We start from the raw sequence: 21,621 nt of genomic DNA, 5'->3' as shown, positions 1-21,621 counted from the left end.
GCCTTCGGCCGTCCGCGTCTCGCTTCAGAACGGGGGGATGTCGTCTTCGGGGGCGGGCAGCCCGGCGAACGGATCTCTGTCGAGTCGCGTGGTGACCGGGGCCGTCCCGGCCTCGGAGGGCCGGGTCGCCCAGGCGGGGAACGGGAAGTTCACGGCCAGCGGCACGGGGATCTCGGGCTGGACGGCGAACATGGTGCCCGGTTTGGCGATGGTGGCCCGGTCGCGGGCGGTGCCGGTCAGCCAGCCGTATTCCGACCGGGTGGCCTCGGCGGGGTCGAGCCGTCCGGCGATGCGGACCGCGCAGTTGGCGACGATGCGGCGTTCCACCTCGGAGGCGGTCTGCTGGGCCCCGATGAGGATGACCCCGAGCGAGCGGCCCCGCTCGGCGACGTCGAGCAGGATCTCCTTGATCGGCGAGTCGCCGTCGCGGGGGGCGTACTTGTTGAGCTCGTCGAGGACCACGAACAGCAGGGGCCGGGCCGAGCCCGACAGCTCCTTGCGGGCGAACTCGCCGCGCAGCACCACGCCGACCACGAACCGCTGGGCGCGTTCGGGCAGGTTGTGCAGGTCGACGATGGTGACCTGGGCGTCGGAGACGCCGATCGAGTGGGGCCGCCCGGCCGGGAGGTCGCCGCGCACGATCGGGGTGAGCGACCTGATCGAGCTGCGCAGCCGCCGCAGGAACGCGTTGACCGTGCCGAGCGAGGCGGGGAAGCCGGTCCAGGCCGCCCGGCTCGACTCGTCGGCCAGCCGTTCGTCGATCAGGTCGACGAGCTGGGGATAGGTGCGGCACTCGACGTCGTCGACCTTGACCGCGCCCGAGTCGCCCAGCGGCTCGGCCAGCGTCTTCAGCCGCGCCGCGATCTGGCCGATCAGCAGGCTGTACTGCGCCTTCTCGTCGTCGGCGTCGGCGAACACGTAGCGGAGCAGCTCGGCGTCGCAGAACTCGGCCAGCGTCCAGTAGAAGGAGCTGACCCCCTGGGTGCGGGCCGTGACGTGGGGCACGCCGTGGACGTCGCCGGGCCTCGGCGGCGCGAACACGTGGACGCTCCGGAACGGCTGGGCGGGCAGCCCGAGCGTGGCGTAGGCGGCGCGGGCGGTGTCGTCGATGCGGGTGTTGGCGTGGTCGAGGAACAGCAGGTCCTCGCCCTTGACGGAGAAGATCAGCGCCTTGGTGTTGGCGGCCTCGGGCCCCAGCACCCCGGAGTTGAACACCGAATAGAGCAGGAACGTCGCGAACGAGGTCTTTGTCGCCACGCCCGACACCCCGGAGATCGACACGTGGGCGCCGCGGGTGCCGTCGAGGAAGTCGAAGTTCAGGAAGGCCGGTTCGCCGTCGCGGCCGAGGCCCATCGGCACCCGGCGCTCCATCACGTCGAAGTAGAGCGCCTGGTCGCGGTCGGCCCCCTTGGCCCGGAACGCCGGCGCCCCCGGCAGCGGCGGCACGAACACCTCGGGCTCGACCCGGGTGACCCGCACCTCCGCGACCTCGACGACGGCCGCCGGCAGCGACCCCTCGGAGATCAGGAAGACGTCGGAGTCGTAGGCGGCCCCCTCGTGGCGGGCCTCGACGTGGGTGACCACCCCGGCGACCAGCACCGGCCCGTGGCCCGGCACCTCGCGCCGCGTCACCACCACCTCGTCGAGCTGCACGACCTTTCCCGGCTCCAGGCCGATCCAGAACGACAGGGGCGAGGCCGACTGTGTGCCCAGCACACGGCCGACAGCCTCCCCAGCAGGGGCACCAGAGAACCCATCCGTCACCCGAGGCAGGGTAGTGCAGCCTTACGACGTTTTCTCGGGCCATGCCCGCGCGAGCAACTCACGGGTGTCCCGGAGCAACTGTGGTAGGACGCGCGTGTGCCCGACGATCGGCATGAAGTTGGTGTCGCCGCCCCAGCGGGGCACGACGTGCTGGTGGAGATGGGCGGCGATGCCGGCGCCCGCGACGTGGCCGAGGTTCATCCCGACGTTGAAGCCCTGCGCGCCGCTCGCCTCCCGCAGCGTGACGAGCGCCTTCTGGGTGAACTCGGCCAGCTCGGCCGTCTCGGCGGCGTCGAGGTCGGTGTAGTCGGGCACGTGCCGGTAGGGACAGACCATCAGGTGGCCGGAGTTGTACGGGTAGAGGTTCAGGACGGCGTACACGACCTCGCCCCGGGCCACGATGAGCCCGTCGGCGTCGTCCATCTTCGGGATCTCGCAGAACGGGCAGCCGTCGCCGGACCCCGGCCCGGTCGGCTTGTTCTCCCCCTTGATGTACGCCATCCGGTGCGGCGTCCAGAGCCGTCCGAATGCGTCGGGCACGTCTGTCATGTCGGCCAGCATAGGGGGACCAGGTCACGCGACCCCCGCCGACCGGGCCTAACGCCGGACAAACCCTTCGATCTTCCGGCAGAATCCTGCTGACCTGAGGAGATGATCGTGTGACCGACGTCGCGTACGAGCACCAGAACGAGACCCCCTCCGAGGAAGAAGCCCCCGTCGCCGAGGAGAGCGCCCCCGCTCCCCAGATCTCCGTCGCGGGCCTGAAAGGCAAGATCACCGTCGCCGACGAGGTCGTCGAGAAGGTGACCGCCCTGGCCGCCATGCAGGTCCCCGGCGTTGCCGACCTGGGCGGCGACCTGGCCCGCGCCTTCGAATCGGTCCGCGACCGCATCGGGTTCGGCTCCAAGCGCGCCAACCAGGGCGTGAAGGCCGAGATCCAGGACGGCATGGTCGCCATCGACATCACGATCGTCATCCTCTACGGCCACGTCGTGATGGAGGTCGCGGCCGAGGTCCAGTCGAGCGTGGCCACGTCGGTGGCCCAGATGCTCGGCATGGAGGTCGTCGAGGTCAACGTCACGGTCGACGACGTGCGGCTCCCCGGCGAGGGCAAGACCGACGAAGCCGCCGCCTGACCGCCACCCGGACCATCCGAACCACCCGACCGGGCTCCCCGCGGAGCCCGGTCTCGCGTGTCCGGGGTGAGGCCGCCGTGAGCAGGCTCGATGCGCTCCACCACGGGCGCGCCTCGATCTCGCGAACAAGCTCGACATCCGCGGGTCACCATGCGACCAACCGAACCCATGCGACAGCCGACCCATGCGACCGGCCGAATCTGAGCGACCGGCCGAATCTGAGCCACCAGCCGAACCCGAGCGACCAGCCGAATCTGAGCGACCGACCTAACCCGAGCGACCGGCCGGATCTCAAGCGGGCAGGTTGCCGTCGCCGCCCAGGTTCGCGACCACCCGGCGCAGCACGTTGATGGTCGTCACGTAGTCGTCCTCGTCGATGCCGGCGCGCGTTCTCTCCAGGACCGGGGCCAGCCGTGCCCAGGCGCGCTGCCGCCCCGCTTCCCCGCCCGGGGTCAGGGCCATGGTCCCGTCGTCTTCGGTCAGCCAGCCCCAGCGGACCAGGTCGTCGAAGATCTGGTCGAAGTCGAGGCCGAGGTCCTCCCACGTCGACAGGCGCTCGGCCAGTTCGGCGCGGGTCCAGCGGCCGGGGGAACCGGCCGCGTGATTGATCGTCCACCAGTGGGGCTGGGTCAGCCCCTCGACCGCCAGCCCGGCGCGGATCGCCCCCACCACCCGCCGGTAGGCCTCGCCCGTCCAGGCCCCGAGGGGCTGGCCGTTCAGGACCTCCGGCGGATACTCCTTGATCGTCGTCATGCCTGACGACGCTAGGACCTCAAGCCGACTTGACGTCAACTAGGCGAGGCGGCGCTCCACCGCGTCGACGATCTCGGCCACCGCCTGGTCGACGGAGACGCCGTTCTTCTGCTCGCCGTTGCGGTAGCGGAACGACACCGCCCCGGCCGCGACGTCGTCGTCGCCGGCCAGCAGCATGTAGGGCACCTTCGACTTCTGCGCGTTGCGGATCTTCTTCTGCATGCGGTCGGAGGAGGCGTCGACCTCGACGCGGATGCCGTGGGCCTTGAGCTTCTTGGCGACGTCCTGCAGGTAGGCGACGTGGTCGTCGGAGATCGGGATGCCGATCACCTGGACCGGCGCGAGCCATGCCGGGAACGCGCCCGCGTAGTGTTCGGTCAGCACGCCGAAGAAGCGCTCGATCGAGCCGAACAGGGCGCGGTGGATCATGACCGGGCGCTGGCGGGAGCCGTCGGCGGCGGTGTATTCGAGCTCGAAGCGCTCGGGCAGGTTGAAGTCGAGCTGGATGGTCGACATCTGCCAGGTGCGGCCGATGGCGTCGCGGGCCTGGACGGAGATCTTGGGGCCGTAGAAGGCCGCGCCGCCCGGGTCGAGGACCAGTTCGAGGTTCTCGCCCTCGGCGACCTCACGCAGGACGGCGGTCGCCTCCTCCCAGGTCTGGTCGTCGCCGACGAACTTCACCGGGTCCTTGGTCGACAGCTCCAGGTAGAAGTCGTTGAGGCCGTAGTCGCGCAGCAGGTCGAGCACGAAGCGCAGCAGCGAGACCAGTTCGCCGCGCATCTGCTCGCGGGTGCAGTAGATGTGCGCGTCGTCCTGGGTGAGGCCGCGGACGCGGGTCAGGCCGTGGACGACGCCCGACTTCTCGTAGCGGTAGACGGTGCCGAACTCGAAGGTGCGCAGCGGCAGCTCGCGGTAGGACCGGCCACGGGCCCGGAAGATCAGGTTGTGCATCGGGCAGTTCATCGGCTTGAGGTAGTAGCGCGCGCCCTCGAGCTCCATGGGCGGGAACATGCCGTCGGCGTACCAGTCGAGGTGGCCGGAGACCTTGTAAAGGTTGTCTTTGGTGATGTGGGGCGTGTTGACGAAGGAGTAGCCGGCCTCCTCGTGCTTCTTGCGCGAGTAGTCCTCCATCACCTTGCGGATCACGCCGCCCTTGGGGTGGAAGACCGGCAGGCCGGAGCCCAGTTCGTCGGGGAAGGAGAACAGGTCGAGCTCGGCGCCCAGCTTGCGGTGGTCGCGCTTCTCGGCCTCTTCGAGGAAGGCGAGGTATTCGTCCTGCTTCTCGCGGGACTCCCAGGCGGTGCCGTAGATGCGCTGGAGCTGCGGGTTCTTCTCGCTGCCGCGCCAGTAGGCGCCGCCCGACCGCATCAGCTTGAAGGCGGGGATCACGCGGGTGGTGGGCAGGTGGGGACCCCGGCAGAGGTCCTTCCACACCAGGTCGCCGCTCTTGGGGTCGAGGTTGTCGTAGATCGTCAGCTCGGCCCCGCCGACCTCGACGCTCTCGCCCGAGTCGCCCTCGGCGGCGCCGCCCTTGAGGCCGATCAGCTCCAGCTTGTAGGGCTCGGCCGCCAGCTCCTCGCGGGCGGCGTCGTCGGAGACGGCCCGGCGGGCGAAGGTCTGCCCCTGCTTGACGATCTCGCGCATGCGCTTCTCGATGCGCTTGAGGTCGTCGGGGGTGAACGGCGCCTTGACGTCGAAGTCGTAGTAGAAACCGTTCTCGACGGGCGGGCCGATGCCGAGCTTGGCCTCGGGGAACAGCTCCTGGACGGCCTGGGCCATCACGTGGGCGGTGGAGTGGCGCATGATCGCCCGGCCGTCGTCGCTGCCGATCTCGACCGGCTCCACGACGTCGCCGTCGGCGGCCGGGGCGGCGAGGTCCTTCAGACCTGAGGGCACGCGGGCCGCAATGACGGTCCGGCCGTCGGCCTCCAGCAGCTCGCCGTACGTCGTGCCCTCCGCTACCGAACGCTCGACCCCTGCGACGGTGACGGTGATAGCGGACACGATGGTTCTCCTCAAACAAGACGAGCGTGGATGTCAGGCCGACTCTACCGGGATTCCCGCACCCCTATTTCGCGCGCCGGTCCGGGGCGCCCAGGGCGAGCAGCTCGGCCACGGTGCCCGCGAAGACGTCGAGATCGAGCGGGCTGGCGGCGTACTGCTGGATGGCCCAGCCGGACCAGGGCGCGGGCACCCGCGGCTGCCCGATCGGGCGGCCCGGGTCGGCGATCCACAGCGGATAGTCCGCCAGGCCCTCGCAGTTGCCCTCGGCGGCGAAGTGGAGGTGCGTCCAGACGAACGGGAGCAGCCCGCAGCGGCGGGTGACCTCGGCGCACCAGCGGCGGCCGAACTCGGCGACCTCGGCGGCGGGCAGTCCGTCGGTGGCCTTGAACTCCAGCGCGGCCAGGTCGCCGGGGGCCAGCCGGACCGTCTCCAGGAAGTGCCTGGCCTGGGCGCGGGCGTCGCCCAGCGGCCGGGCCACGTGATAGGCGCCGCGCACGAACCCGGCCCGCCCCATGGCCGCCCAGTTCTCCGCGAACCGGCTGTCGGCGAGCCGGTCGCTCTCGGTGGCGCGCGCGAAGGCGAACACCGCGTCGGTCTCGGCCTGGGCCGACCAGTCGACGGGGCCCTGCCAGTCGGACACGTCGATGCCGTGGATCACCGATGAAGGGTAATACCGGCGTCATCGGGTCGCGACCGGTTCACCCATATGCCCGTGGCCGGACCGCCACGCCTGCCTGACGGTGCGCGCGGCGGCCCGGCGCGTCTCGCGTCGGGTCAGCGGCGTTCCAGCAGTTCGGTGAACAGGGCCTCCCAGCGCGGCATGATCGAGTCGGCCGTGTAGTTCCTGGCCGTCTCCAGGGCCGCCGCGCCGAGCCGCTTGCGGAGCGTGTCGTCCTCGATGAGCCGGGTGATGCCCTCGGCCAGCGCGGTGACGTCCTTGGGCGGCACCAGCAGGCCGTTGACGTTGTGGACGATCACGTCGCCGGGGCCCGTCGGGCAGTCGAAGCTGACCACGGCCAGGCCGTGGGCCATGGCCTCCAGCATCACCATGGGCAGCCCCTCGAACCGGGAGCTGAGCACGTAGATGGAGGAGTCGGCCAGTTCGTCCCAGAGCCTCTCAGTGCGGCCGCGGAATCGGATGCGCTCCGCTTCGGTGATCTTGTTGAGCAGCTTGGGGAGCGAGGAGCCCTCCCCGTACACGTCGAGGGTCCAGTCCTTGTGCGGGACCTGCTCGAAGGCGGGGATCAGCAGGTCGAAGCCCTTCTGGGTCTTCAGCCGGCCGGCCGCGATCACCCGGGGGTTGGTCAGCTGCGACTGGCGGCGTCCGGCGATGTGCACCGAGTTGGGCATCAGCCGGGTCTTCACGCCGGGGGCGAGGCGTTCGTACTCGTTCTTGTCGGTCTTGGTCAGTACGGTGACCAGGTCGAGGCGGCCGTAGTGGCGGGCGATGTCCTGGCGCACGGGCTCCTTGTGGGTGCGCAGGTTCATGTGCTCCTGGCCGACCCGCACGACGCTCTTGCGGCCGTGCCGGGCGGCGATCAGGTTCAGGCCGGGCCGGGTGGTGACCAGGATGCCGTCGTCGAGGCTCGCGACGTACTCGGTGACGGCCTTCTCGACGTGGGCGGTGAACCAGTGGGCGGCGAACTCGCCCTCGGGCACCGCCTTGCCGCGCAGCCGCCGCATGACGCGGTCGGTGAAGGTGACGGGCTCGATCCCGCCGCGCTCGTCGACGACAGCGGTGACCTTGACGCGGGGGTCGATCTCGAACTGGGGGCGGTCGCGGCGCTGCACGGCGCTGACGATCTCGACGTCGTGGCCGCGCTGGGCCATGGCGTTGGCCTGGGTGATGACGGTCCGAATTGTTCCACCCATGCCGTACGCGTGGAGGAGCATATAGCGGATCTTCACTTGGACAGGTACCCCCAGCTAACGCTCATCGGGCGGAGCACGTCGGGAATCTCGGACTCGTCGGGCAGGTCACGCCCCTTCTGGACCTCGCCGGAACGGATCTTGTCCTTCCAGTCGCCCAGGCCCTTCTGCACGACCGTCTGCGCGGAGCCGTAGCGCAGCATGCCGGGTTCGAAGGGGATGCCGAGGAAGTCGCAGACCGCGCGGATCTCGTTCTCGGGGTCGGCCGTCAGGTCCTCGTAGTGGATCGTGTGGCCCTTGAGGCCCTTGCGGGCGCGTTCGACGGCCTTCATGTAGCGCAGCGCGTCGGCCGCCGCCTCGGTGAAGTCGCGCTTCTCCGGGTCGGCCTCGTGCCACGACCGCGCGATCGAGACGGGGTGGCGCAGCAGGAAGACGAACCGGGCGTCGGGCCAGCAGGCCGCCAGGCGCTCGAAGGCGAAGGCGTTGGCCGGGGTCTTGTCGACGATGTGGCTCTTGCCGCTGCGCAGCAGCTCGCGGTGCAGCACCCGGTCCCACAGCAGGTGCTCCAGGTCGGCCTGGTTGTGGCCGAGGGCGTGCATCGCCCGTTCGGCCAGCCCGGTGCCGAAGCCGACGGTCAGGCGGCGGACGTGCAGTTCGTGGGGGGCGTGCAGCAGCGAGTGGGCGTTCAGGATCGAGCGCAGGAGGGTCGATCCCGACCGGACCGGCGACATCACGAAGATCGGGGCGCGCAGCAACCGGTCGGTGCGGGGGTCGGCCGGCGGCCGCACCTCCGAGGCGGGCGCGGGGGCGGGCTTGGCCGCCTTCGCCGTTTTCCCCGCCTTGCCGGTCTTGGACGGGTTCGCGGTCGCGGACTCGCCCATCTTCGTCAGATGAAACCCGGTGAACTCGCCCAGCGCAACGTTCACTCGTTGTTTCCAGTTCATGTGTGGACCTTACGGACTTTCCCTGAGAATTACCTGGAACTGCCCGTAGGTTGGCACATCAATGCCGGTGCGTGTGATCGGGATGGTTGATGTCGCCCGGATGCTCGTAACCGGGCGTTAACACCGCGGCGGCGCAGCGGGCGTCCGCCCACAACACGAACCGCCGCCGCCGGGCGGCGTCCAGGAGCGCCCCGCGGATGCGCGGCGCCGCCTCGGCGAGGCTCAGATCCCGTTTCGTGTACGCCCCCACGACGAACACCTCCTCGCCATGGGTCACGTGGTCGCCCTCGGCCGCCCGGAACACCGCCTCGGGCACGAGTTCGGCGCGGGTCACCTCGTATTCGGCCGCCACCCCGTTCCGCCAGTGGGTGACGGCACGCGCCGGTCCCGGCCGGTAGCGGTCGGGGTTGGCGGCGTAGTAGCGGCGCACGTCCTCCTCGGAGACCGTGACCCCGGCCGTGAGCTCGCGGTAGACGGCCTGGGCCAGCCTGTCGCCGGAGAGCACGGCGGCCATGACGCTGCCCAGCTCCAGCCGGGCGGTGGCGGACAACTCCATCGGCGGCCCCGCCCAGGGGCGCAGCCCCCGGCGCGCGGCCTCGGCGGCGACGACCCGTTCGGCGACCAGGAGCTGCACGACCCAGCGGCGGAGCTGGCGGCCCTCGGTGGTGCCGTCGGCCGGGAGCAGGTCGCCGCGGGGACCGCGGCGCAGTGCGGCCATCCGGCCGGCGACCTGCTCCAGCGTGACGGGGGCGCCCTCGACGAGAGCGGCGATCACCGGTGCCCCCGCACCCGCAGCGGCACGGCGGGCGAGTAGCTCACCCGGCCGAACCACATGGCCTTGACCAGCACCCACCAGTCCCCCGGCCGCATGCCCAGCGGCACGTCGGCGACCACGTCGAGCACGGTCTCCTCGCCGGGCGCGATCTCCAGCGGGCGGATGAGCGGCCCGGTGACCTCCCAGGTGCCCCACGGGCCGAGCACCTGGATCTCCCCCCGGATGGCGAAGCCGGCGCGATTGGTCAACGTCACCGGCAGCCGCGACCGCTTTCCCGGGCGGGCCTCGACGCCCTCCTCGGGCACGTCCACCGCGAGCAGCGACGCCGGGCCGGGGCTGACCGGGTGGCCCGAACCGTCGAAGAAGACGACGTCCTCGTGGGTCTGGCCGCCGTGGGCCAGGGTGACCGCCACCGGCCAGGGGCCCTCCCCCGCTCCGGGCGCCGGGGTCACCACGACGTCGAAGGAGGTCCAGCCGCGGGGCGGGAGCCGTACCGGACGACGGGACGGCGTGGCGGCCCAGCCGGGCGGCACGACCACGCGGACCTCGCCCTCGGCGGCGGCGTCGACGAGGTCGGAGGCCAGCGAGACCGCGAGACCGCCGGGCACGGCCCGCGCGTGCACGCTCAGCGGCTGGTAGCCGAGCGGCGCCGAGCCTCGGTTGTGCAGCCAGTAGCGCGAGAACACCGGCTGCGCGGGCTCGGCGGCCCGCCCGAGGCGGTCGCCCGGACCTTCGGGGTCGCGGGCGTCGGTCTTCAGCACGAACGTGGCGATCTCGCTCGGCCCGAGGTCGGCGACCAGCGCGCCGTCGCGGACCTTGGCCTCGCTCGTCGCGGTCTCCAGCAGGTCGGCCACCGCCGCCTCGACCAGCGGGAACGGCGAGGTCACCCGCAACCCGACGGACGTGCCGTGCGGCTCGTAGAAGCGCGCCGCCACCCCGGCACGCGGATCGGCCGGGACCGCCCGGCCGCCCGCCGTCGGGTTCCCGGCCGCCTTGAACGCGGCCAGCACGGCCGCTCCGGCGGGTTCGACCGTCAGCAGGGACGCGGTCGCGGGCAGGCCTCCCGCGTGGGCCGGTTCGACGACCGGGCGCAGCGGGTGGTTGTAGTCGTGCGCCTTGGCGACGATCCCGGCCGCGCGCCAGTCGCCGCCGCCGGAGGCGATGGCGTAGTCGAAGGTGTGGCTCCAGTGCTGGAGGCCGAAGCCGGTCCCGTCGGGGGCGGTCCGGCGCGGCGGGTCGATCCACATGCCCGACGGCCAGCCGGTCGACGACCGCATGAGCGACAGGTGCAGCCGCCCCCTGGTGTCGACGGCGAACCCGGGCACGCCCCGGTTCAGCACCGCGACGGTCCGGCGCTCCTCGGCGTGGTCAGCCGTCTGGTCGACGCGGATCACGTGATCCTCGATAACGTTGTCCGGCGACCCGGCGAGCACCACGACCGGGATGTCGAGCACGCCGCGCAGGTCCGACTCGGGATGGAAGGCCTGCTCGCGGGTGTACCGCGCGGGCAGCCAGACCACCGCCGACCCCTTCTCCGCGAGCTGCCGCTCCAGTTCCTCGGTGTACGACGGCCCGGCCGCCCGCAGGGCCTCGGCGGTGAAGGCGTTCTCGTGCGGCCCGCCGACGGCGAACCGGACGTCGGGCAGGTTCGAGTCGAACGACAACAGGCCGTAGCGGGTGCCGTGGGCGTACGCCGTCGTCGAGGTCACCCCCGACTGGGCGAGCTTCACCGCCAGGTCGCGCGCGCCGGCGGTGTCCTCCTCGTGCGGCACGACGATCTCGGCGACCGCGATCGGCACGCCGGTCCCGTTCGCGAAGGCGATCCGGGCCGGGGCGCTGAGCCCGAACCACTGGTAGGCGGGGTTGTCGAGGGTCCACGGGTGCTCGGCCGTGTCAACATCGGGGTGCGCGAACGGCCGCCCGACGACGGCGTGGCCGACCTCGGAGACCGGCACCGCGCCCGGCACCGCGCACGGCCAGCGGAGCCGCACCAGCTGGTCGGCGCCGTCGAAACCGTCGACGTGGGTGGCGCAGTCCACCCGCGCGAGGCCGTACCACAGAGTGACCGTCTGCGTGTACGTGACGGAACCGAGCGAACCGGTGACGGTGATCCGCCGGCCGAGCCGCGACCGCTCGGTCGTCACCGAGCGCGCGGGGAGTGCGGCGCTCCCCGTGGAGACGCCCGTCGGCAGCAGGTGCCATGGGCCCTCACGGAAGACCGGGTGTTCGTGGTACTCCTCGTACACCACCAGCTCGTTGCCCACCTCGCCGGGCGTGATCAGCTCGTCGCCCGTGGTCAGGTCGACCAGCGAGACCACGCCGCCGCCCCGCGCCGGGTCGACCGTGAGCCGGTGGAACTCGTTCTCGATCGTGTACGTCTCCTCCACGGCCCATTCCTCGCCGGCACCCGATGCGGCGAGGCGGTAGGAGCGGTAACCGACCGACGGCACGTCCTCGGCCAGGAAGACGATCTCGGCGCGGGTGTCGTCGGCGTGCTCGACCAGACAGGGGACACCCGCGATCGTGCGGCCCGCCGGCACGGTGACCCGGACGAGGTCGGTGCGCGGCCACGCGTTGGCGTTGTAGACGATCACCGTCTCGCCGTCGGTGGCGGTGCGGGCCGCCAGATGCCGCAGCGCCGCCGTGTGCACCTCCGCCGCGAGGTCGTACGCCTCCCGCCACCCCGCCAGCAGGTCGAGGTAGACCTGGTCGGACTCGGTGCCGGTGATGGCGTCGTGGTGGGCGCCGAACACGAGCTGCCGCCACGCCTTGTCGAGCGCGGCCTCCGGATACTCCGCTCCCCCGGCCAGGCACGCCAGGGTGGCGAACCGCTCGGCGTCGAGCAGCTCGTTCTCGGCCGCCCGCTGGGCCTGCTTGGTGTCGATGTACGACACGTCCTTGCCGGTGTAGATCGGGTTCATGTCCCGGGTCTGCGGCGACAGGCGGCGGCCCTCGGCGGCCAGTTCGGCGGTGACCGCCGAGAAGAACTCGCGCGGGATCGCGCAGGTGAACCTCGGCCAGGCGTAGCGGGCGTTCCAGTCGCGGTGGATGTCGGTCAGCCACTTGTTCGGCGGGCTGTAGTCGGTGCCGACCGGGATCAGCACGTTCCGGGTCGCGGCGACCTTCTTGAGGTCGAGGAACAACCCGTACACCGACTGCTCGGCCGCCTCCAGCGTCTGGGCGGAGTCCATCGACCAGCCCGCGCCGTAGTGGGCGGCCATGTAGTGGGTCAGCAGGCCCCGCCCCGACGGGGAGATCCACTCGAACTCGGTGCGGAACTGCATGTCGGAGGGGTCGCCGTGGGGGGTGTCGTAGGTGCCGACCTCAAGGATCGGCCCCCACTGGTGGAACGGCCCGCGCGCCCACGCGCTGGAGGTGAGCCCGGCGTCGGCCATCATGCCCGGGAACTGCGGGTCGTGCCCGAACGCGTCGAGCTGCCAGGCCGTCGAGGGTTCCCCTCCGAGGACGTCGCGCTGGAACCCGACCCCGTAGACGGCGTTGCGGATCGTCGTCTCGGCGCCGGTGAGGTTGGTGTTGGGCTCGTTGTACGTCCCGCCCATGATCTCCAGGCGGCCCTCGTCGACGAGCCGGGTGACGATCGCGCGCTGCTCGGGGAAGGTGTCCCAGTAGGGCTTGAGGTAGTCGACCTCGGCCAGCACGAACTTGTAGTCGGGGTCGCGGCGGGCCAGCTCCAGGTGGGCGTCGATGAGCTGGAACGCGGTGAACTGGAAGCTCATCCGGATCTCTTGGGCGTCCGGCTGGTCCTCCCACTCGCTGGCGTAGCCGGCCTGGGTGTTCCACCAGACGGGGTCGTAGTGGAAGTGGGAGACGAGGTGCACGGTCCAGCCGGGCTCGGCGACGAGGAGCGTCGCCTCCTCCCGCAGGTCCCCGGCCCGCACGGTGATCGGCACCTGTTCCCCCGGCCGCGCCTCCGTCGAGACGGGGACCTCGTGGGTCCCCGTACCGGGGACACCCCGCAGTTCCCCCCACGCCCCGCCGGTGACCTCGACGTCGATCGGGCCGGGCCCCGACGTCGTGACGCGCAGGATCTGGCGCGGGGCGTCGGCCGGTCCGGCGAACAGCTCGGTGGACTCGATCGTCAGATTCATCCCTTGACCGCTCCGCCGGTAAGGCCCTTCACGAAGTTCTTCTGCAGGGCGAGGTAGAAGATGAGGATCGGCAGCGTCGCCAGGAACATGAAGGCGAAGACCGATCCGAAGTCCGATTGGTACTGCCCGATGGCCCGGTAGACGCCGACCGTCACGGTCGTGCCGCTGTCGGGGCCGAGCACGATGAGCGGGGTCAGGAAGTCGTTCCAGATCCACACGCCCAGGAAGATCATCACGCTGGCCGACGCGGGCCGCAGCAGCGGGAAGACCACCTGCCAGAACACCCGGAACCGGTTCGCGCCGTCGAGCGCGGCGGCCTCTTCGAGCTCCAGCGGGACGCCGCGGACGAAGCCCATGAAGAGCAGCACCCCGAACGGCACGTAGTAGCCGACGTTCACCAGCACGAGCCCCTGGAGGGTCGTCATCAGGTCGAACCACTTCAGCACGGTCGTGATCGGGGCCATGATGACCGGCACCGGGATCATGAGCCCGCACAGCAGCGTGGCCATGACGACCTTGGCGGCCCAGTGCCTCGCCCGCGCCAGGTAGTGGCCGAGCATGGCGGAGACGACGGTGAGCACCGTCACCGACAGGGCGGTCACGGCGATCGAGTTGATCAGGCCGAAGGTGAACAGGTGGTCGGGCCGGTTCAGCACCGCCGCCAGGTTGTCGAAGGTGGGCGGGAACGGCAGCCCGGCGGGGTCGGCCACCACGGCCGCGCTCGGTTTGAAGATGTTCACCAGCACCAGGTAGAGGGGCAGGAAGAACACCACGCCCACGAACGTGGCGACGATCGGCCGCGCGTTCACCGGGACACCTCTCTCTTCTGCAGGAACCGCAGCACGACCACCGAGATGAACGCGACGATCGCGAGCATCACCGCGGCCAGGGCCGAGGAGTAGCCGATCCGGTTGCTCACGAAGGCGGTCTGCACGACCTGGAAGGCCATGGTCACCGTGGTGCCGTTGCCGGGCCCGCCGTTGGTGATGACCCGGATCTGGTCGTAGGCCTTGAAGCCGGTGATGAGCAGCATGACCACGTTGATGGTCAGCGCCGGGGCGAGCATCGGCCAGGTGACGTTGCGGAAGCGCTGGAGCGCGCTCGCGCCGTCGATCGCGGCGGCCTCGTTGAGCTCGCGGGGCACCCCCTGGAGCCCGGCCAGGTAGACCACGACGCAGAAGCCGAGCATCTGCCAGGCCATGATCCAGGCGATGGAGTAGATCGCCAAGTCCGGGTCGGACAACCAGCCGGGCGGCTCGTCGACGCCGAGACCGCGCAGGGCCGAGTTGAGCAGCCCGTCGTCGGTGAGGATGGCCTGCCAGATGACGCTGATGACGACCGAGCTGAGCACGACCGGGGTGAAGAACACCCCGCGCAGCAGGACGTAGAGCCTGGTCGGCCGGTCGAGCAGCATGGCGATCAGCAGGCCGCCGACGTTGGCCAGCACGGTGATGATCGCCGTGATGATCACCGTGTTGAGAAGCGCCTGGTGGAACTCGGCGTCGCTCAGCAGGGTGACGTAGTTCCGCAGGCCCACGAACCGGGTGGGCGGGTTGAAGGGGTTGAGGTTGGTCAGGCTGTTGTACCCCGTCATCGCGATCGGCACGAGCACGAAGAGTGCGTAGGCCGCCAGGCCGGGCAGCGCGAACAGGGCGAATCTGCCCAGGCCGGGCAGGAGCCTGCCGCGTCGCCGGGGACGGGGCACGGGATGGACCTTCTCGGGCGCCCCGCGCCGCATCGTCTGAGTCATCCGGTCACCACGTCGCGTTCGCGGGCCGGGTGAGGGCGCGGGGCCCTGCCTTGCTGGATCTGGGTCATGGTGTTACCGGGCCGGCCGATCGGGTGGGCGCGGGGCGCGCGGACGCGCACCCCGCTGAGCCTGTCTTGACATGGGGGTTACTGGGTCGCCTTGGCGTACTCGTCGTCGAGGAACTCGGCGAACTGCTGGGCGTTCTTCTTGCCGGTGATCAGGTCCTGGACGCCGAGGGCGGCCTTGTCGGCCAGGCCCGGGGGCAGCGCGCCGTCGCCGGCCTCCTGCGAGAAGGCGTCGTAGATCGAGCCCTCCTGCATGCCCTTCTGGTAGATCGCGACGGTCGCGTTGTAGACCGGGCCCATGTCGGCGGGCGGGGTGTAGCCCTTGATCGCCGGGATCGAGCCGTCGGCCTTCACGAACGCGTCGTTGTTCTCCTTGTCCTCGTCGAACGCCAGGGCCCACTTCTTGGCCAGCTCGACGTTCTTGGCGGTCGCGCTGACGAGGGTGCCGCCGCCGGTGAAGGTCGGGGTGACCGGGGAGCCGTCGTCGGTGGGCCACGGGAAGGCGCCGACCTCGAACGAGGGCTTGTTGGCGTCGGCCGAGGTGGCGAACCAGGAGCCCATGGGGTACATGGCGCCCTTGCCGTCACGGAAGGCCTGCTCGGTGTCGGCGTAGGACCTGCTCAGGCCCGCCGGGTCGATGTACTCGTTCTTCGCCAGGTCCTCGATCTTCTTGGCGGCGGCCACGAAGTCGGGGTCGGTGAACTTGACCTTGCCCTGGGCCCGCTGGAGCAGCCAGTCGGGCGTCTTCTTGTAGACGTCGGTGGCCACGGTGCCGGTCAGCGGGTACATGTCCGCCCACGTGTCGGCGCCGCCGCCGCCCACGATGAACGGGGTGACGCCGCCGTCCTTCAGCTTCTTGGAGATGTCCAGAAGCTCCTGGTACGTCGTCGGCGTCTGAGTGATGCCCGCTTTGGCGAACATGTCCTTGTTGTAGTAGACAACCGGGATGACCTGCGTGTTGTACGGGAGCTGGTAGACCTTGCCCCCGATGGCCCCCGCCTTGGGCGCGATGAAGTTCTTCAGCTCGTCATCGGTGAACGGCGCCAGCTTCCCCGCCTGGGCGAACCCGGCGGGGTTGACCGACTGCAGGATGTCGGGCAGGTTGCCCGCGGCGTCGAGCTGCTTGGCGTACGCCGTGCGGTCGATGTTGGGCGTCACCAGCTTCTTGATGGTCACCTCGGGGACCTTGGCGGAGGCCCGCGCGATGGCGGCGTCCCAGAACGCCGCGTTCAGGTTGGGCGTCTCGAAGACCAGGAAGCTCAGCTCCACCTTGCCGCCGGCCGACGCGCTCGCACCGCCCTCCGGCTGGGGGGTCTCGCCCACTCCACAACCGGCCGCCGCCAGCACCGCGGCCAGGCCGAATATCAAAGTTCTGCGCATCAGCACAGCCCTCCTCGTTGCCGATCCGGCTCCCCGAAGCCGATTGAGATAACGTTATCCCGATACCGTAGAGTGTTGCGCGGAGGTTTCAAGAGCGAGGCGGGCAACGAATTGGTCACGGGCCGAATGGCGCCAACGGGCGATCATGCGGATGATAGGCGGATGCAGGAGAAGCCGAGGACGCGGAAGGGCCGCAGGCCGACGATGGTCGACGTCGCCCGCGAGGCGGGCGTCGCACTGCGGACGGTCAGCCGGGTCGTCAACGACGACGCCACCGTCGGCGCCGAACTGGTCGAACGGGTCAGGAGCGCCATCGCGGCCCTCGACTACCGCCCCGACGAACGCGCCCGCCACCTGCGTCTGGGCGTGACCGGCACCCTCGGCGCGGCCGTGCGCCAGCTCTCCCACGTGAACCCGGTGCTGCGCGCCGTCGAACGCGCCGCCCGCGCCGCCGGCCTCATGGTGCTCGCCGCCTCCACCGAAGACGACGAGAAGATCGAGCGCCACGTCGTCGAGTCGATGTGCCGCCGCCGCTTCGACGGCATCCTGCTCGAACCGATCGGCGCCGACCACGGCTACCTGGTCCCCGAGCTGGCGGCCGGCCTGTCGCTCGTCGCGGTCGACCGCCCGGTGCTCGGCCTGGAGGTCGACTGCGTCCTGTCCGACAACGTGGCCGGCATCGAGACCGCCTTCGCCCACCTGGTCGCCCACGGCCACCGCCGCATCGCCTACATCGGCGACGACGAGCGCATCTACACCGCCCAGGAACGCGCCACCGCCTTCCGGGCCTGCCTGCGAGCGCAGGGCGGCGCCGCCGACGCCATGATCCACACCGGCCCGATACAGCGCGAACGCATCCACCACGCCCTGGAGAGCGCCCTGTCGGGCCCCGACCCCGCGACCGCCGTCATCACCGGGAACGCGACACTCAGCGTCGAGACGGTCCGCTGGTTCCGCGACCACGCCGACGACGTGGCGATCGTCGGCTTCGACGACTCGGAGCTCGCGACGCTGCTGCGCCCCGATCTGACGGTGGTCGCCCAGGACGACGCGGCCATCGGCGACACGGCCATCACCATGCTCCGCACCCGCATCGCCGACCCGGCCACCCCGGTCCGGAAGGTCACCGTCCCGGTGACGCTCCAGGCCCGGGGCTCGGGCGAGACCCCGCCGAAGCGGGCCTGACCTCTCAGCTGAGGTAGATGGGGGCCTGCGTCCACGACGGCTGGCCGTGGACGTTGCGGTAATACTTGATCGCGTCGTTGTAGCGCATCCGCGCGGCTATGTGGCTGGCGGTCGCGTCACGGCTGAACGACGGGTTGCCCACGATGTTGGCCCATTCGACCAGCGACTTGGTCCACGTGCCCGAGGCGTTGGGCTTCCACCAGAAGTGGATCTCGCCGTTGGGGGCCTGGGCGACGATCGACGACGTGGTCCCGTCGTTGGCGAGCTGGGGGTCGGCGCCGCCGAGCGTGCCGCCCGGGCTCACCGAGGTCGGCGTCCAGGTGGAACTGCCGTGGACGTTGCGGAGGTAGGTCAGGCCGTTGTTCCAGTTGCGGAAGACGATGCTGGTGGCCGTGGCGTCGCGGGCGATCGAGGGGTCCGACAGGACGCTGCCCGGCTGCGCGGCCAGGTACGACGACCAGTTGCTCGCGCCGTCGGCCTTCCAGAAGTAGTACATGCTGTTGGCCTCTCCCCGGGCCGCGATCACCGTGGTGGTGCCGTGGCGTGCCATGGAGGGGCTGCCGAAGACGGGCTCGGCTGCGACCAGCTGGGGCACCCAGGTCGGGTTGCCGTGCGTGTTGGTGTAGGAGTACAGCAGTCCCTGGATGTCGACGGCGGTGATGACCGTCTTCGTGCCGTCGCGGACGATGGCGGGTGTGCCGACGACGGTGCCGGGTCCGGCGGCCTGCTGGTAGGTCCATGCCGGGTTGCCGTGCAGGTTCCAGTAGAAGCTCAGGCTGTTGCTCGGCCCCTGGACGGCGATGCCGGTGCCGGCCGCGTCGCGTGCCAGGGCGGGATCGGAGTAGGCGTTCGGGCCGGGGAGCTGCTGCCTGCTCCATACGCCGACGGGGTCGCCGTCCAGGTTGTAGGCGAACCAGATGCCCGTACCGTCCCGGAAGGCCAGCGCGGTGGCGCCGGAGCCCTTGGTCACCGGGACCGGCGGCACGGCGAGGGCGGGGCTCGAACCCAGGACCACCGTCAGCACCAGCACCGACCACAGGGCCGCCGCGTAGCGCGGGATGCGTCGCATACGTCCTCTTTCCTCTCGTGGAACTCGTCTCCGGCAGTCTGCGGGGGCCCGGTGGGGCGTGTCCGGCCGGGAAGCAGAGGCTTCCGCGCGGGAACCTGGGGTCGGTCCCGGGGGTTTTCCGTCGCATCGCCTCAGTGCGGCAAGCAGCTGGGCGTGCTCTCGACCACGACGGCCTTTCCACCCGCCGCCGTCAGGTTCTCCCCTGGCTGCGCAGGTAGGCCAGCGTCGCCAGCACGCGCAGGTTGACCCCGCGCCGCCCCGCCTCGTCCGGCATCAGCCCGAGCTTGCCGAAAACGGTGCTCAGGTTCTTCTCGACGTTGCTGATCGCGCACGACAACCGCTGGGCGATGGCCAGGTTCGACAGGCCGGTCGCCACCAGGGCGAGGATCTCCCGCTCGCGCGGGGTCAGCACGGCCAGCGGGTCGTCGGCCCGCAGCCGGCTCATCAGCAGGCGCACCACATAGGGGTCGACGACCAGTTCGCCCCTGGCCACCCGGGTCACTGCGTCGACGACCACGGCCATCTCGCCGACCTGGCTCTTGGCGAGGAAGCCGACGGCGCGTGGCGGGTCCTCCATCGACAGCAGCCGCTCCACGTACACCGGGTCGGGGTGGGCCGAGATCGCCAGCAGTCCCACGTCGGGGTAGCGGACGCGGAGCCGCTCGGCGAGGCTCAGGCCCTCGTCCGGCGGGCCGTCCGGAGACAGCCGCAGGTCGATCGTGGCCACGTCGGGGGCGTGCCGGTCGATGAGCTCCATCGCCCGTTCGGCGGTGTGCGCGGCTCCCGGCACGTCGATCCCGTGGTGGGCCAGCGCCTCGACCAGCGCGGCGCACAGGATGCGGTCGTCCTCGACCACGACGACTCTCACGAGGGTGTCCCTTCTGGTGGCAGGGGGATTCGGACGGTGAGCCGGGTGCCGGCCCGCGGATCGCTGTCGATCCCGAAGACGCCGTCGAGAGCGCCGACCCGGGCGGCGAGCCCGCGCAGGCCGGTGCCCGAGGCGTCGGCCCCGCCCACGCCGTCGTCGGCGACCTGGACGACCAGCGCCGTCCGGTCGGTGGTGATCGTGACGGACACCCGGGTGGCGCCCGCGTGTTTGTAGACGTTGGCCAGCGCCTCGGAGATCACGAAGTAGGCGGTCGACTCCACGGTCGGCGGCCATCGCAGCGGCGGGATCGACACGTCCGTGACCACGGGTGACCGATCGGCCAGCACGGCGATCGCCTCGGCGAGGCCGTGCTGTTCCAGATCCACGGGGTGCAGGCCCTGGGCCAGCGCGCGCAACGCCTCGATGCCGTCGAGCAGTTCGGCCTTCGCCTGCGCCAGCAGGGCGGCCGCCTGCGGGGACTGTCCCGCGTCGAGGCGTTCGCCGGCCATGCCCAGCCGCAGCAGCGCCGCGAAGAACCGCTGCTGGGTGCCGTCGTGCATGTCGCGGGCGATCCGCTTGCGCTCCTCGAACGTGGCGGTGGTGAGCCGCGACCGCGACTCGCGCACCTCCTGGTAGAGCTGGGCGTTCTCCAGCGTCAGGCCGGTCAGCGCGACGGCGATCTCCGTGGCCCGGTCGCCGGAGGCCACCGCCGGGTCGTGGTCGATGACGCACAGCAGCCGGTCGCCCCGGCGGATCGGCGTCAGCGCCCGGCCCTGTTCGGCCGGTTCGGGGAGGGTTCCGTCGGTCCGGGGGAACACCAGCCGCAACGTCGGATCGCCGAGGGTGTCGGCCAGCGCCGCCTGGAGGGCGCCGGACTGACGCTGCCCGGCCAGCCGGAGCGGCAACGCCGTCAACCGGATCTGGTCGGACCACGCCAGCCCCACCCACAGCAGGTAGCCGCCGAGACTCACCACGGCCGTGCCGGCCACGAGCAGCACCCCGAACATGAGCTGCGAGTCGAGAGGCAGGGACCACGCGCTGGCCAGCGACGGCGCCAGCAGCAGCACCCCGATGAGGGCCAGCGCCCCCCACACCGGCCCGGTCCGCCGCCGGCGCCCCCGCAGCGAGGTCAGCAGCCGCCGCAGGACGAGCACGACGCCCACGATCCCGATCACCGCGACCAGGTAGCTGCCGAACTTGCCCCACGCGGTGTTGACCTGCGGAAGGTTGAAGTTCCACTTGTTGGCCGGCCGGTCGGCGAGGTAGCGCCCGACCTGGGTGCCGACGGAGGCGATGTAGGCCAGCACGACGTAGACGCGGTCGACCGTGCCGGCGAGATATCCGGTGGGGACGCTCATCGCGATGTGCCCGAACACCCCGACGTGCAGGTAGGCCAGGCAGAAACCGGTCACGTAGAGCACCGGATGCTCGGGCAGCACCCGCAGGAAGGCCAGGTAGTAGCTCGCCCCCAGGAGCAGCAGGAGCAGCCCGAGCCGTCTCCAGCGGGTCCGCGCCCAGACGAGCGCCCCGCCGACGATGAAGGGAACGCCGAAGGCGTGATAGGCGGCATCGAGCCAGACCGGCGGCGCGGGGGTGTGCGGCGGGTCGGACACGCCCCAGGAGATCCCGGTCGTCCACGCCGCCAGCCCGAGCGCGGCGGCCGCGGCCACCACCGGCACCGCCTTGCGAGGGCGCGTCCGCCGTGACGTCTCCCGAGAGGGGTCGCCAGGGTCATGTCGCTGGTGGTTCACCAGGCGCTGCGTCCTCCGGGTCGGCGACGATTCGGCGGCGCAAGCGTATCCCCGAGGCCGGTGTCCGGGGTGGATCCTTCCGTCACCCGGCGAATGAGCGCCACGCACCTCATCCTGAGGGCGCGTCCACAGAGTTGAGCCCGCCCTCGGCAATCCGGGTGGGGCCGTACCGGCCCCACCCGGATCCGATGTCCTCGAT

At 71.1% G+C, this 21,621-nt stretch carries 17 protein-coding genes; 2 read left to right on the top strand and 15 right to left on the bottom strand.

What is annotated here, in order from left to right; translation table 11 throughout:
- Nucleotides 1-24 precede the first annotated feature (24 nt).
- A complete protein-coding gene (locus QSK34_RS35965) occupies nt 25-1,716 on the bottom strand; it encodes an ATP-binding protein (RefSeq protein WP_285591054.1) in 1,692 nt (563 codons plus the stop codon).
- A 69-nt stretch (nt 1,717-1,785) separates the two neighbouring features.
- Nucleotides 1,786-2,313 (bottom strand): HIT family protein, encoded by a 528-nt coding sequence (locus QSK34_RS35960; protein WP_231515693.1) that lies wholly within the window; start codon nt 2,311-2,313, stop codon nt 1,786-1,788.
- Nucleotides 2,314-2,423: 110 nt separating this feature from the next.
- Between QSK34_RS35960 and QSK34_RS35955 the strand changes: the two genes are divergently transcribed.
- Entirely contained in the window at nt 2,424-2,900 is a 477-nt protein-coding gene (locus QSK34_RS35955) for an Asp23/Gls24 family envelope stress response protein (protein ID WP_285591051.1), read from the top strand.
- 291 nt (nt 2,901-3,191) lie between these two features.
- On the opposite strand, the gene QSK34_RS35950 is transcribed toward QSK34_RS35955, so the two are convergent.
- The 10 genes from QSK34_RS35950 to QSK34_RS35905 all read right to left on the bottom strand — a co-directional run bounded on the left by QSK34_RS35950 (nt 3,192) and on the right by QSK34_RS35905 (nt 16,549).
- Entirely contained in the window at nt 3,192-3,653 is a 462-nt protein-coding gene (locus tag QSK34_RS35950) for a winged helix DNA-binding protein (RefSeq protein ID WP_285591050.1), read from the bottom strand.
- Between the two features lie 39 nt (nt 3,654-3,692).
- Nucleotides 3,693-5,657: a threonine--tRNA ligase gene (gene thrS, locus QSK34_RS35945; RefSeq protein ID WP_285591049.1), complete on the bottom strand. Its 1,965-nt coding sequence runs from the start codon at nt 5,655-5,657 to the stop codon at nt 3,693-3,695.
- A 64-nt stretch (nt 5,658-5,721) separates the two neighbouring features.
- Nucleotides 5,722-6,315, bottom strand: coding sequence for a glycoside hydrolase family 25 protein (locus tag QSK34_RS35940; protein WP_161483915.1), 594 nt, complete (start codon nt 6,313-6,315; stop codon nt 5,722-5,724).
- Nucleotides 6,316-6,431: 116 nt separating this feature from the next.
- On the bottom strand, nt 6,432-7,550 hold the full coding sequence (locus QSK34_RS35935; protein ID WP_285591044.1) for a glycosyltransferase family 4 protein: 1,119 nt from the start codon (nt 7,548-7,550) through the stop codon (nt 6,432-6,434).
- Nucleotides 7,551-7,561: 11 nt separating this feature from the next.
- Nucleotides 7,562-8,452: a sulfotransferase family protein gene (locus QSK34_RS35930; protein WP_285591042.1), complete on the bottom strand. Its 891-nt coding sequence runs from the start codon at nt 8,450-8,452 to the stop codon at nt 7,562-7,564.
- Nucleotides 8,453-8,528: 76 nt separating this feature from the next.
- Nucleotides 8,529-9,245 carry a DUF7158 domain-containing protein gene (locus tag QSK34_RS35925; RefSeq protein WP_285591040.1) on the bottom strand — a complete coding sequence of 239 codons (717 nt, stop codon included), beginning with the start codon at nt 9,243-9,245 and terminating at the stop codon, nt 8,529-8,531.
- Nucleotides 9,242-13,354: a glycoside hydrolase family 38 N-terminal domain-containing protein gene (locus QSK34_RS35920; RefSeq protein WP_285591038.1), complete on the bottom strand. Its 4,113-nt coding sequence runs from the start codon at nt 13,352-13,354 to the stop codon at nt 9,242-9,244. The genes QSK34_RS35925 and QSK34_RS35920 overlap by 4 nt, the downstream gene beginning before the upstream one ends.
- A complete protein-coding gene (locus QSK34_RS35915) occupies nt 13,351-14,163 on the bottom strand; it encodes a carbohydrate ABC transporter permease (RefSeq protein ID WP_051760967.1) in 813 nt (270 codons plus the stop codon). Before QSK34_RS35915 ends, QSK34_RS35920 begins: the two co-directional genes overlap by 4 nt.
- Nucleotides 14,160-15,104 (bottom strand): carbohydrate ABC transporter permease, encoded by a 945-nt coding sequence (locus tag QSK34_RS35910; protein ID WP_285591035.1) that lies wholly within the window; start codon nt 15,102-15,104, stop codon nt 14,160-14,162. The genes QSK34_RS35915 and QSK34_RS35910 overlap by 4 nt, the downstream gene beginning before the upstream one ends.
- A 146-nt stretch (nt 15,105-15,250) precedes the next feature.
- Nucleotides 15,251-16,549 carry an ABC transporter substrate-binding protein gene (locus QSK34_RS35905; RefSeq protein ID WP_285591033.1) on the bottom strand — a complete coding sequence of 433 codons (1,299 nt, stop codon included), beginning with the start codon at nt 16,547-16,549 and terminating at the stop codon, nt 15,251-15,253.
- 162 nt (nt 16,550-16,711) lie between these two features.
- On the opposite strand from QSK34_RS35905, the gene QSK34_RS35900 reads away from it, so the two are divergent.
- Nucleotides 16,712-17,734 (top strand): LacI family DNA-binding transcriptional regulator, encoded by a 1,023-nt coding sequence (locus tag QSK34_RS35900; RefSeq protein WP_285591031.1) that lies wholly within the window; start codon nt 16,712-16,714, stop codon nt 17,732-17,734.
- A 4-nt stretch (nt 17,735-17,738) separates the two neighbouring features.
- Here QSK34_RS35900 and QSK34_RS35895 read toward each other — a convergent pair whose 3' ends face one another.
- The 3 genes from QSK34_RS35895 to QSK34_RS35885 all read right to left on the bottom strand — a co-directional run bounded on the left by QSK34_RS35895 (nt 17,739) and on the right by QSK34_RS35885 (nt 21,344).
- The gene (locus QSK34_RS35895) at nt 17,739-18,803 is read right to left on the bottom strand and encodes a PLL family lectin (protein WP_285591029.1); all 1,065 of its coding nucleotides are present in this window, start codon (nt 18,801-18,803) and stop codon (nt 17,739-17,741) included.
- Between the two features lie 190 nt (nt 18,804-18,993).
- Nucleotides 18,994-19,671, bottom strand: a complete 678-nt coding sequence (locus tag QSK34_RS35890; RefSeq protein WP_285591027.1) for a response regulator transcription factor — start codon at nt 19,669-19,671, stop codon at nt 18,994-18,996.
- Nucleotides 19,668-21,344 (bottom strand): sensor histidine kinase, encoded by a 1,677-nt coding sequence (locus tag QSK34_RS35885; protein WP_285591025.1) that lies wholly within the window; start codon nt 21,342-21,344, stop codon nt 19,668-19,670. Before QSK34_RS35885 ends, QSK34_RS35890 begins: the two co-directional genes overlap by 4 nt.
- Nucleotides 21,345-21,621: the final 277 nt, after the last annotated feature.

Source organism: Herbidospora sp. NBRC 101105 (assembly GCF_030269205.1).
Classification (GTDB): domain Bacteria; phylum Actinomycetota; class Actinomycetes; order Streptosporangiales; family Streptosporangiaceae; genus Herbidospora; species Herbidospora solisilvae.
Note: the sequence above shows the minus strand (reverse complement) of the source record. Positions and strands in the feature narration are given on the sequence as shown.

Excerpts from the sequence above, each read along its gene's own strand:
- QSK34_RS35905 (WP_285591033.1), bottom strand. The coding sequence starts at position 16,549 with ATGCGCAGAACTTTGATATTCGGCCTGGCCGCGGTGCTGGCGGCGGCC.
- QSK34_RS35900 (WP_285591031.1), top strand. The coding sequence starts at position 16,712 with ATGCAGGAGAAGCCGAGGACGCGGAAGGGCCGCAGGCCGACGATGGTC.
- QSK34_RS35960 (WP_231515693.1), bottom strand. The coding sequence starts at position 2,313 with ATGACAGACGTGCCCGACGCATTCGGACGGCTCTGGACGCCGCACCGG.
- QSK34_RS35920 (WP_285591038.1), bottom strand. The coding sequence starts at position 13,354 with ATGAATCTGACGATCGAGTCCACCGAGCTGTTCGCCGGACCGGCCGAC.
- QSK34_RS35910 (WP_285591035.1), bottom strand. The coding sequence starts at position 15,104 with ATGACTCAGACGATGCGGCGCGGGGCGCCCGAGAAGGTCCATCCCGTG.
- QSK34_RS35950 (WP_285591050.1), bottom strand. The coding sequence starts at position 3,653 with ATGACGACGATCAAGGAGTATCCGCCGGAGGTCCTGAACGGCCAGCCC.
- QSK34_RS35935 (WP_285591044.1), bottom strand. The coding sequence starts at position 7,550 with ATGCTCCTCCACGCGTACGGCATGGGTGGAACAATTCGGACCGTCATC.
- QSK34_RS35895 (WP_285591029.1), bottom strand. The coding sequence starts at position 18,803 with ATGCGACGCATCCCGCGCTACGCGGCGGCCCTGTGGTCGGTGCTGGTG.